This is a genomic window from uncultured Chitinophaga sp. (assembly GCF_937874145.1).
Classification (GTDB): Bacteria; Bacteroidota; Bacteroidia; order Chitinophagales; family Chitinophagaceae; genus Chitinophaga.
On record NZ_CALNBI010000365.1, the window covers coordinates 1 to 10916 of the forward strand.

General features: G+C 56.2%; 9 protein-coding genes, 1 pseudogene and 1 riboswitch. Of the genes and pseudogenes, 8 read left to right on the top strand and 2 right to left on the bottom strand.

All coding sequences use genetic code 11. The features are described from left to right. The 6 genes and pseudogenes from Q0510_RS17835 to argH form a co-directional block, all read left to right on the top strand. Window positions 1-562 (top strand): annotated as a pseudogene (locus tag Q0510_RS17835) (N-acetyl-gamma-glutamyl-phosphate reductase); the annotation flags it as partial. Between the two features lie 20 nt (window positions 563-582). Then, entirely contained in the window at window positions 583-1719 is a 1137-nt protein-coding gene (locus tag Q0510_RS17840; protein ID WP_298714913.1) for an aminotransferase class III-fold pyridoxal phosphate-dependent enzyme, read from the top strand. After that, on the top strand, window positions 1719-2672 hold the full coding sequence (locus Q0510_RS17845) for an acetylornithine carbamoyltransferase (protein WP_298714915.1): 954 nt from the start codon (window positions 1719-1721) through the stop codon (window positions 2670-2672). The genes Q0510_RS17840 and Q0510_RS17845 overlap by 1 nt, the downstream gene beginning before the upstream one ends. Continuing rightward, complete coding sequence (gene argB, locus Q0510_RS17850; protein WP_298714917.1) at window positions 2672-3469, top strand: acetylglutamate kinase; 798 nt, start codon at window positions 2672-2674, stop codon at window positions 3467-3469. Before Q0510_RS17845 ends, argB begins: the two co-directional genes overlap by 1 nt. 3 nt (window positions 3470-3472) lie before the next feature. Continuing rightward, a complete protein-coding gene (locus tag Q0510_RS17855; RefSeq protein ID WP_298714919.1) occupies window positions 3473-4546 on the top strand; it encodes a M20 family metallo-hydrolase in 1074 nt (357 codons plus the stop codon). A gap of 22 nt (window positions 4547-4568) precedes the next feature. Next, window positions 4569-5900: an argininosuccinate lyase gene (argH, locus tag Q0510_RS17860; protein WP_298714921.1), complete on the top strand. Its 1332-nt coding sequence runs from the start codon at window positions 4569-4571 to the stop codon at window positions 5898-5900. A 75-nt stretch (window positions 5901-5975) separates the two neighbouring features. On the opposite strand, the gene Q0510_RS17865 is transcribed toward argH, so the two are convergent. Next, window positions 5976-6350 carry a hypothetical protein gene (locus Q0510_RS17865; RefSeq protein ID WP_298714923.1) on the bottom strand — a complete coding sequence of 125 codons (375 nt, stop codon included), beginning with the start codon at window positions 6348-6350 and terminating at the stop codon, window positions 5976-5978. 129 nt (window positions 6351-6479) lie between these two features. Between Q0510_RS17865 and Q0510_RS17870 the strand changes: the two genes are divergently transcribed. Then, window positions 6480-7502 carry an AraC family transcriptional regulator gene (locus Q0510_RS17870; RefSeq protein ID WP_298714929.1) on the top strand — a complete coding sequence of 341 codons (1023 nt, stop codon included), beginning with the start codon at window positions 6480-6482 and terminating at the stop codon, window positions 7500-7502. A 56-nt stretch (window positions 7503-7558) separates the two neighbouring features. Here the strand turns inward: Q0510_RS17870 and Q0510_RS17875 are convergent, their stop codons facing one another. Beyond that, window positions 7559-9931 (bottom strand): TonB-dependent receptor, encoded by a 2373-nt coding sequence (locus Q0510_RS17875; RefSeq protein ID WP_298714925.1) that lies wholly within the window; start codon window positions 9929-9931, stop codon window positions 7559-7561. Window positions 9932-10036: 105 nt separating this feature from the next. Beyond that, window positions 10037-10129: riboswitch (TPP riboswitch) on the bottom strand. A gap of 178 nt (window positions 10130-10307) precedes the next feature. Here Q0510_RS17875 and ssb point away from each other — a divergent pair. Beyond that, a complete protein-coding gene (gene ssb, locus Q0510_RS17880; protein ID WP_298714927.1) occupies window positions 10308-10718 on the top strand; it encodes a single-stranded DNA-binding protein in 411 nt (136 codons plus the stop codon). Window positions 10719-10916: the final 198 nt, after the last annotated feature.

A 10916-nucleotide genomic window follows, 5' to 3' on the forward strand; every position in this document is an offset into this window, starting at 1 on the left:
GGCTATCCAGCTGGGCCTGCTGCCGCTGGCGAAAGCGGGGCTGCTCGGCGAAGTGCATACCACGGGCATCACCGGATCTACCGGCGCAGGGCAGAGCCTGCAGGCCACATCGCATTTCACCTGGAGGGCCAATAACATCTCGACATATAAAGTACTGCAGCACCAGCACCTGAAAGAAATCCGACGAACCCTGCAGGCCATACAGCCTGCTTTCGGAGGAGGCGTCCACTTCGTGCCCGTTCGCGGCGATTACCCGCGCGGCATCTGGATCACTTCCTACCTGGACTGCAAACTGTCGCTCGACGAAGCCTACGCCTTGTATGAAGCGTATTACGAAGGGCATCCCTTCACCCACGTCAGCCGCAAACAAATTGATCTCAAACAGGTTGTCAATACCAATAAAGTACTTGTGCAGCTGGAGAAACAGGGCGACAAGCTCGTGATCCACTCCATCGAAGACAACCTGATCAAAGGCGCCTCAGGGCAGGCGGTCCAGAATATGAACCTGATGCTCGGCCTCGACGAAACGGCCGGCCTCAAACTGAAATCCATCGTATTCTAACAAGACAAACAACACAAGAGATGAAATTATTCGACGTATATCCCGTAAACGATATCACCATCACCAAAGCGCAGGGCTCGCATGTGTGGGACGACGAGGGTACCCAGTACCTGGACCTATACGGCGGCCATGCCGTGATCTCCATCGGCCACACGCATCCGCATTACGTGCAGCGGCTGACGGACCAGCTGAATAAAGTTGGCTTCTATTCTAACTCCATCCACATCCCCCTGCAGCAGCAGCTGGCGGAGAAGCTGGGCAAGGTGTCGGGGAAGGAAGATTACCAGCTGTTTCTCGTGAACTCCGGCGCGGAGGCCAATGAAAATGCGCTGAAGCTGGCGTCTTTCTACAACGGGAAAAAGAAAATCATCGCATTCAAAAAGGCGTTCCACGGGCGGACGTCGCTGGCGGTAGCCGCTACCGACAACCCGAAGATCGTGGCGCCTGTGAATGAGACGGACAACGTGGTGTTTCTTCCCTGGGAAGATCTGGCTGCGCTGGAAGAGGCGTTCAAAACATACGAAGTATCGTCCGTGATCATCGAAGGTATCCAGGGCGTAGGGGGCATCAACGTAGCTTCTCCCGCTTTCCTGCAGAAGATCCGGTGCCTCTGCGACCAGCACAATGCCGTATTCATCGCGGATTCCGTGCAATGCGGGTATGGCCGGAGCGGTAAATTCTTCAGCCACGACCATGCCGGCGTGAATGCCGATATTTACACTATGGCCAAAGGCATGGGCAACGGATTTCCGATCGGCGGCATCATCATCGCCCCGAAATTCAAGCCTGCTTACGGCATGCTGGGCACCACTTTTGGCGGTAACCACCTGGCCTGCGCCGCTGCGCTCGCCGTGCTGGAAGTGATCGAAAAAGATAACCTGATCGCGAATGCGGAGAACGTCGGCAACTATCTCATGGAGGAACTGCGGAAGTTCCCGGAAGTGAAGGAAGTGAGAGGCAAGGGGCTGATGATCGGGATCGAACTGCCCGAGGAGCTGTCGCATGTACGGAGAGAATTGCTCTTCACTTACAAGATCTTCACCGGCGAAGCCAAACCGAACGTGATCCGCCTGTTGCCTTCGCTGGCGCTCACGAAAGATCACGCCGATCAGTTCTTAACCGCATTCAAACAAGCTTTAAAACCGGTTCACGCTTAATGAAACAGTTTATTTCCGTTGAGGATGTGCCCGGCGTGCCACAGATGGTGGATATCGCACTGGATTACAAGAAAAATCCTTTCAAAGAAAAGGGCCTGGGTGAAAACAAAACCCTAGGCATGATATTTCTCAATCCCAGCCTCCGCACCCGCCTCAGTACGCAGGTGGCCGCGCGCAACCTGGGCATGGAAGTGGTCGTGTTCAATATCGATAAGGAAGGTTGGGCGCTGGAGATGAACGACGGCGTTGTCATGAACGGCAGCACCACCGAACACGTGAAAGAAGCCGCCGCCGTGATGGGACAGTATTTCGATATCTTGTCCATCCGCACCTTCCCCGGCCTGAAAAACAAAGAAGAAGACTACACGGAAAAATACATCAACCAGTTCATCAAATACGCCGGCAAACCGGTGATCAGCCTGGAAAGCGCCACGCTGCACCCGCTGCAGAGCCTTACAGACGCCATCACCATCCGCGAACAGTGGCAACAAACCCGCAAACCGAAAGTGGTGATGACATGGGCTCCCCACGTCAAGCCGCTCCCGCAGGCCGTTCCCAACTCCTTCGCGCAGTGGATGAACGCCTGGGACGAAGTGGATTTCTCCATCGCGCATCCCGAAGGCTATGAGCTGGACCCGAAATTTTCCGGCAACGCAAAGATCTGTCACAACCAGCAGGAAGCCCTCGAAGGAGCGGACTTCGTGTATGTGAAGAACTGGTCGTCGTACACCGATTACGGCAAGATCCTCAACACGGACCCGGCCTGGATGGTGACCAACGACACGCTGAAAAATACGAACACCGCCAAAGTCATGCACTGCCTGCCCGTTCGCCGCAACGTGGTGATCGCGGATGAAGTGCTCGACGGGCCGCAGTCGATCGTGATCCCCGAAGCGGGCAACCGCACCTGGGCCGCGCAGGCTGTGATCAGTGAAATCTTAAAAAACCGCTGATGGCTGGTAAAGACAAAGTTTTTGTAGTGAAAGTGGGCGGGAATGTCATCGACAATCCCGCCCTCCTCGATACTTTCCTGGCCGAATTCGCGGCGGTTCCCGGCAGAAAGGTCCTCATTCACGGCGGCGGCAAGATCGCCACGCGGATCGGCGACAAGCTGGGCATCGAATCGAAATACGTGAACGGCCGCAGGATTACCGATGCGGAAACAGTGGATGTGGTAACGATGGTGTATGGCGGCCTCGTCAACAAACAGATCGTTGCCAAGCTGCAGTCGCTGGGTGCGAACGCCATCGGGCTGACGGGCGCGGATGCCAATATCATCCCCGCGGTGAAGCGCCCTGTCAGGGAAATTGACTACGGTTTCGTTGGAGATATCCCTGCGGGCAACGTGCAGACCGCTCCGCTGCAACTCTTGCTGGATGCGGGCCTCACGCCCGTGATGTCGCCGCTTACGCACGACGGGAAAGGGCAAATCCTCAATACCAACGCCGATACCATCGCATCCTCGCTCGCCGTCGCACTGGCCGCGCATTACGACGTACGTCTGATTTTCTGTTTCGAGAAGAAAGGCGTGCTGCGCGATGCGGCCGATGATAATTCGGTGATCAACCTGATCAACCAGGAAGTGTACCAGCAGCTCATGGCGGCGGGTGCGCTGTCTGACGGTATCCTCCCCAAACTGGAAAACGCATTCGCGGCTATCGGTAACGGGGTGAAGGAAGTGCTGATCGGCCATGCGGACGATCTGCGCCGCAACACCACCGATGCGGTGGCCGGTACCTTAATATGCTGAAATATGTGGAATCAACAACGCTATGAAGACGCCGTCCAGCTTTTGAAAACGCTGATCAGTACGCCTTCCTTTTCCAAAGAGGAAGACGGCACGGCTGCTATCCTGGCGGACTTTATGGAACAACACGGGGTGCAGTACAACCGTCACCTCAACAACATCTGGGCCCTCAACCGGCACTTCAATCCGGCGAAGCCCACCATCCTCCTGAACTCCCATCACGACACCGTTAAGCCCAACCCGCAATACACCCGCGACCCCTTCGATCCCGCAGTGGAAGAGGGCAAACTTTTCGGCCTCGGCTCCAATGATGCCGGCGGTTGCCTGGTGAGCCTCATCGCGGCATTTCTTCATTTTTACGAAGCTGAGAATCTTCCCTACAATATTGCAATCGCCGCTACTGCGGAAGAAGAAATCAGCGGCGTCAACGGGATCGAAAGTATCCTGCACCTGCTGCCGCAAATCGATTTCGCGATCGTAGGCGAGCCTACCAAAACCGATCTGGCCGTAGCGGAGAAAGGTTTGATGGTGCTGGATTGCGTGGCGCACGGGAAGGCAGGGCATGCTGCGCGCGATGAAGGTGATAACGCGGTGTACCATGCGCTGGACGATATCAACTGGTTCCGTAATTACCGTTTCCCGAACGTAAGTGAAACGCTGGGGCCGGTGAAGATGAGCGTAACCGTGATCCATACTTCCAACAAGGCGCACAACGTGGTGCCTGCGGAATGCTCGTTTGTCGTGGATTGCCGCGCTACGGATCAATATACTTTGGAAGAAATGCTGGAAACGATCCGCGCGAACGTAAAATGTGACGTGAAGCCCCGTTCCATGCGCATGCGGCCTTCTTTCATCCCGACGGAACATCCGCTGGTACAGGCGGGTATCGGACTGGGGGAACAGTTGTACGGTTCGCCAACCACGTCCGACCAGGCGCTGATCCCGGCTACTTCCGTGAAAGTGGGCCCTGGCGACAGTGCGCGCTCGCATTCGGCCGATGAATTCATATACCTGGATGAAATCCGGCAGGGTATCGATACGTATATCCGCCTGCTGTCTGTCGTGAATGGCGTACTTTAGTGAATTATTAAAATGAATGACGATGAAACTTTGGCAGAAAGATAAAGCCTCCCTCGCCGCGGTGGAGCAATTCACCGTAGGCCGCGACCGTGAAATGGACGCTTACCTCGCACCGTTCGACGTGCTGGGGTCGCTGGCGCACATCACCATGCTCGAGTCGGTAGGGCTGCTGCCGGCGGAAGACCTGGCCGTGCTGCAACAGGAGCTCAGGCAAATCTACCGCGAAATTGAGGAAGGTAATTTTGTGCTGGAAGACGGGGTGGAAGACATCCACTCGCAGGTGGAGCTGCTGCTTACGCGCCGCGTGGGTGAATCCGGCAAGAAGATCCACAGCGGCCGTTCGCGCAACGACCAGGTGCTGGTGGACCTGAAGCTGTTCCTCCGCCACGAGCTGGAAACGGTCGTTCATGAAACGAGAGCTTTATTCGACCTGCTGCAACAGCAGAGCGAGCAATATAAAAACACGCTTTTACCGGGGTATACGCACCTGCAGATCGCGATGCCGAGCTCGTTCGGGTTGTGGTTTGGTGCGTATGCCGAAAGCCTGGTCGATGACCTGATCATGCTGCAGGGCGCTTACCGCGTGGTGAATAAGAACCCGCTGGGCTCCGCGGCTGGTTACGGATCTTCTTTCCCGCTGAACCGTACGATGACCACGCAGCTCCTGGGCTTTGAGGCGCTGAACTACAATGTAGTGTATGCACAGATGGGGCGCGGGAAAACGGAAAAGCTGGTGGCCTTCGCGCTGTCCGGCATCGCCGCAACCGTGTCGCGGATGGCGATGGACGCCACGTTGTTCATGAACCAGAACTTCGGTTTCATCGGGTTCCCTGATGAGCTGACCACCGGTTCTTCCATCATGCCCCACAAAAAGAACCCTGACGTGTGGGAACTGATCCGCTCGCATTGCAATAAACTGCAGGCGCTGCCCAATGAGATCGCCATGATGACGGTGAACCTGCCTTCCGGCTACCACCGTGATCTGCAGCTGCTGAAAGAAAACCTGTTCCCCGCATTCAGTACCCTGCGCGACAGCCTGCGCATGAGCCGCCTGATGCTGGAAAACATCCGGATCAGGGAAGACATCCTGAAAGACGAAAAATACCGCTACCTTTTCAGTGTGGAAGTGGTGAACCGCCTTGTGCTGGAGGGAACGCCTTTCCGCGAAGCTTACAAGCAAGTGGGCCTCGACATCGAAAGCGGCAAATTCGAGCCGGATACCGACATCCGCCATACGCATGAAGGCAGCATCGGCAATCTGCAGAACGAAGCGATTAAGTCGCAGATGGATGCGGTGATTGCGTCGTTTCCCTTTGCAGAGGTGCATGCGGCGATCGATAAACTGGTGAAATAAAGTACACGCGAATTTTTCCATAACAAAAGGGGCGCCCGGTAAAGGCGTCCCTTTTTGCTTTTGGCGGGTGGCCCGTTAAGCCGTGGCGTGGCTGCGAAGCCCTTTCTGTTGAAGGATGGCCATGGCGCCCACCCAGAGCGCCACACCGGCGATAAGCAGGGTGCCAATACCCGAGATGGCGGAGAAGAGGGCCAGGATGGCTACGGCGCTGCCGATCACCCAGATCGTGTCCAGCGCGATGATCCATTTCACGGCGGAAGGCGTCGGCCGCTGCGCGACGAACAATACGCCGGATGCAAATACTACCAGGAAGAGGCCGGTGGCCAGGAAGGGTGCGGACGCGGTAACGCCGAAGATGTCTGCGGCTACGCGGGGAAAGATGGCCAGCAGCAGGCCGGTAGCGAAGGAAGTAATGCCGTTGATGCGTAAGGTGGTGGTTAAAGGTATCATGGTGTTTGTGTTTTGATTTGTTGATACAAAAGTAGAACAGCCCCTTCCTTCCATTATTATCCTCAGACGACAATCCATTGTCATTTTGCGACAGCTGTCGTAACTTCCCGGATCGCCGACCTAATTTTGATGAAAACTTCCGCCATGCAGGATTATCAGCAACAACTCCTTCGCGCTTTACTGGCTTATGCCGGCCAGCGTGGCGCCGATCCCCGGCGCCTCTGCGCCCTTTCCAATATCGACGCGCGCATTTTACAGCAGGGGCACCCGGTAAGCGTCACGCCGGCGCAGGTGAACAGTTTATGGAAAAATGCCGCGCATGCCACAGGGGACCATCTCTTCGGCCTGCACTTCGGCGAAGCCATGCAGCTGGCGGCATTGGGTGTGGTGGGGCAAATCATCCAGACGAGCAACACCGCCGGCGAAGCGATCGCCCATGCCGGCGCGCTCACGCCACTGCTCACGGACATGTTCCGCATGCAGGTGCATCACGGCACAAAACAGTTCTCCATCAGATTCGTGGCCGATCCGGAGAAAGCGAAAGAGCAACCCTATACCTTCCGGCATTTCGGTACGTTTGTGGCCGTGTTTTCCGTTCATGAGCTGGATGGCTTGCTGATGCGAAGGCTCGCCCCGGTTTCAGTGCAACTGCCGTACGAAGTGGCGGAATCCGCTGAGTACGAACGGGTGCTGCGGGCGCCGTTGCGTAAAAAAGGGAAAGACATCACCGTTACGTTCGACAACACCTGGCTGCACCAGGAAATCCTGTCCGCCAACTACGAATTGCAAAACATCCTGCTCAAACAGGTGCATGCGCTGCAAGCCGGTGCACAGCCCGCCGGAGATTTCCATGCCCGCATCTACCAATATCTGCTTTCCAATTCCTACCTCTATTCCGCTTCCCTCGAAGCCGTGGCCGCCAATTTCAGCATGAGCGCGCGCAGCCTGCAGCGCAAGCTCCGCGACGAAGGGGTTTCCTTCCTCCAGATCCAGGATGAAGTCCGCAAAGCCATCGCCATGGATTATCTCCGCTCCGGCCATCATTCCGTCAAAGACATCGCCTACATGCTGGGCTACAACGAATCCAGCGCATTCCTCAAAGCCTTCAAAAGGTGGACCGGCAAGACGCCCGGCGAAATACGCCGCGCCTGAAAAAATGAAAGCCGGCGTTGTGGCGCCGGCTTCATGATTTTGTCTGGATATGGTGCTTACAGACCGATTTTCACACCGGCCATAAAGTTGATTCCCGCCATGGGAAAATATGTGTTGATGGATTTGATGCTGCCGCCTTCCAGGTAGCCGTAAGTATAGCCGTTAGGCGCGTACTTCCGGTCGGTGAGGTTGTAGGTGATGAACTGCAGCCCCAGCTCGCGGAAGAACCGCTGCGGCACGGTGTAGTTCAGGCGCAGGTCGGTCACGGCGTAGCTGTCGAGGCGGCGGGCCTTGTCGCCCGAGTTGTCGAGATGCTGCGGGCCCACTACTTTCTGCACCACGTCGGCCGAAAACCCTTCGAAGGGGCGGAAAGTGAGGGTGGCGTTGCCCACGAATGCGGGCGAGAACGAGATTTCATTATCAGCATAGGACTGCGGTTTCTGGCCGCCGTTATCCCAGTCGTCGAGGTATTCGGTGTAATCGATGATGCGGTTGCGGCTCAGCGCGGCGTTGGCCTGCACCGTGAACCAGGATACCGGCGTGTACTGGCCTTCCACCTCGAGGCCGAGGCGGTAGCTTTCGGGAATGTTCACGCGCTCGTAAGCGCCCACGTCGTTGATGCGGCCGGTCAGCACGAGCTGGTTGCGGTAGTTCATATAGTACACGTTCGCGGAGATGCTGGCATTGGAACGGCGCCAAACGTAGCCTGCTTCCACGTTGCGGAGCGTTTCGTGCCTGGGGGGCGCCGTCAGGCCCACTTCAAAATCGTCGCGGTTCGGCTCCTTGTTACCAATGGCGTAGGAGGCGTAGATGTGTTGCTTTTCATCAATGGTGAAAGTGGCGCCGCCTTTCGGATTGAAGAAATCATATTTTTTATGCTGGCGGATGTCCGGGTTTTTACGGAATCCGTTCAGCTTATAGTCGACATGCCGGTATTGCATGTCTGCAAATAGTTTCAGCTTCCCGGTAACGGCATATTCGCCCTTCCAGTATACGTTGAAGTCAGTTTTGAAAGCGTCGAGGTCGTACCATTTCTGGTCTTTGGTGAAGCCGCCGTTTTCGTCGAAGACCACTTTGCCATAGTGGTTGCCGTCGTACTTGCTCCAGCCGCCGCCGAGGGTGTAGGTGAACTTTTTCAGGTCGTGGCGGAGGGAGAAAACGCCGCCGTAGAAGTGGTTGTCGAGCCAGAGTTGGCGCACGAGATCGGTGGTTTCCAGCGGGTTGCCGTCGCGGACGGGGCCGGTGATGCCATAATCGGTATACAGTTCATCTTCCCGCCAGTTCTCGTAATATCCGCGGCCGCGGGTATAGTGCAGTGCGGCGTTGAAATGGAGGTTGGATCGGAAAGCGTGGTTGAAGAGGAGCTGGTAGTGATCTTGCTGGTAGTTGTCGGTTTCGTTGTCGTAGAACCCGCCTTTATCCATTGCCCCGTTGGGGTTGTAGGTGCGGCCGTGTTCCTTCATTTGTTCTTCGGTGGCGCCGGTCCAGGCCTGGTAGGTTTTTTCCTTGCCGGAGAAAACGTTGAGGCGGAGGGAGGATTTGTTGGCGATATAGGCGAAGGAAGTGTAAAAGGATTTGAGGTCGGAGGAAGCGCGGTCGATGTACCCGTTCGATGAGATTTTAGACAGGCGCGCGTCTACGGTGAAGTGCTTGTTGATAAGCCCGGAGCCTGCGCTGACGGTGGTTTTCCAGGAGTCGAACGAGCCGTAGGAGGCGTTGATTTCGCCGTATGCTTTTTCGCGGAATTCGTTGGTGGAGAGGTTGAGCGATGCGCCGAAAGCGCCGGCGCCGTTGGTGGAGGTGCCTACGCCGCGTTGCAGCTGGATGCTGGAAACAGAGGAGGCGAAGTCGGGCATGTTGACGAAGAAGGTGCCCTGCGATTCGGCGTCGTTGACGGGGATTCCGTTGACGGTGACGTTGATGCGGGTGATGTCGGAGCCGCGTACGCGGATGCCGGTGTACCCGATACCTGAGCCTGCGTCGGAGCTGGTGGTGACGGAGGTGAGTTGATTGAGGAGGAGGGGGAGGTCCTGCCCGAGGTTTTGTTTGGCGATGTCTTCGCGGCGCATGTCCGACTTGGTGAAGGGGGCGTTGGCGCCGGCGCGGAGGGAGGTGATTTCCACGGGTTTGACGAAGAGGCCGGTTTCGGTGAGTTGGAAGTGGATGTTATTGGTGCCTTTGGCGAGTGTGTCGATGGCGGAGGCGTACCCGATGAAGGAGGCCTGGACGATGATGGGTGCGTGTTTGGGAAGGGGGATGTTGAACCTTCCGTTGGCGTCGGTGATAACGGACGGGCCGTTGAGGACGGAGATGGTGGCGCCGGCGAGTGGTTGGCCGGTGCGTGCGTCGGATGCTTGTCCGGAGAGGGATCTTTGTGCCAGTGCGGCGGTGGAGCAGCAGAGGAGAGCAAAGAGCAACAGATGTTTCATGATCGGTTCCTGTTTATGACTTGTTTAGCGTTCAAGAATAATAGGCGGAGCGGGGCCATGGTGGCCGCACCGGGATACTATCGCAATAAAAAACAGGTAAGTAGGAAAATTGCCGCTTACCTTTCCTAGCCAGCATTACCTGGTCAGGTTCAACGGGTGTGATCTCAGCCTGATAGTAAGGCACCCCGAGGTGAAAAGGGGCCGCAGTGCGGGCCCGGATTCTGGGGCAAAGGTAGTCAATAGCAAAGGAAAAACCCCGAAATAATTTTTTGTGTCGGGAAAATTGCTATATTGGTATTGTTGTTAACTCTTGACGTTTCATGTTTCTATAATTCCGCATAGCCAACTTTTTATTTGTTAACCTAAAACAGAAACAATGATCAAGATCCAATTAATCGGACATCTGGGTAAGAATGCTGTCTTGCACGAAGTGAATGGCAAGCAGGTATTGAATTTCAGTGTGGCGCACAATGAGCGTTACAAGAATGCGCAGGGCGTATCGCAGGAGCGGACGATCTGGGCGGATTGTGCGATGTGGGCGCCGAATGCGGTGGGGGCTTACCTGCTGCAGGGGACGTACGTGTATGTGGAGGGTGTTCCCTTCCTGGATTTGTACACGAGCCAGAGTGGTGCACCTGCTTGTGCGTTGAAGGTCCGCGTGACGAATGTGCAGTTGTTGAGCCATGGTCCGAAGCCGGAGGGGAAATTATCTGGCGAGGGCGTGGTGGAAGGCGGAGGTCATCCGGCTTCGGTGCCGGAGGATGTCGCGGAGGAGTTGCCGTTTTAACGCGGTAGTACAACAGATCCCAATTACATGATGATAAGCGCAGGCAGCCGGCTGGAACGGCGCGGCTGCCTGCATCCTTTGCCCGGCGGGATTTTTCTGCCGGGTAGGGGAGCTGTGTGGGTAGGAATTTTTTAACATAAACTTGGAAGACAGGGGTGAATGAAGTTCGTCCAGGGGAATGGAATTGAAAGGAATTGA

Bases quoted from the DNA above. Each gene is read 5' to 3' on its own strand.
- Q0510_RS17875 (WP_298714925.1), bottom strand. From the start codon at position 9,931: ATGAAACATCTGTTGCTCTTTGCTCTCCTCTGCTGCTCCACCGCCGCA.
- Q0510_RS17870 (WP_298714929.1), top strand. From the start codon at position 6,480: ATGAAAACTTCCGCCATGCAGGATTATCAGCAACAACTCCTTCGCGCT.
- Q0510_RS17865 (WP_298714923.1), bottom strand. From the start codon at position 6,350: ATGATACCTTTAACCACCACCTTACGCATCAACGGCATTACTTCCTTC.
- argB (WP_298714917.1), top strand. From the start codon at position 2,672: ATGGCTGGTAAAGACAAAGTTTTTGTAGTGAAAGTGGGCGGGAATGTC.
- Q0510_RS17845 (WP_298714915.1), top strand. From the start codon at position 1,719: ATGAAACAGTTTATTTCCGTTGAGGATGTGCCCGGCGTGCCACAGATG.
- argH (WP_298714921.1), top strand. From the start codon at position 4,569: ATGAAACTTTGGCAGAAAGATAAAGCCTCCCTCGCCGCGGTGGAGCAA.
- Q0510_RS17840 (WP_298714913.1), top strand. From the start codon at position 583: ATGAAATTATTCGACGTATATCCCGTAAACGATATCACCATCACCAAA.
- ssb (WP_298714927.1), top strand. From the start codon at position 10,308: ATGATCAAGATCCAATTAATCGGACATCTGGGTAAGAATGCTGTCTTG.
- Q0510_RS17855 (WP_298714919.1), top strand. From the start codon at position 3,473: ATGTGGAATCAACAACGCTATGAAGACGCCGTCCAGCTTTTGAAAACG.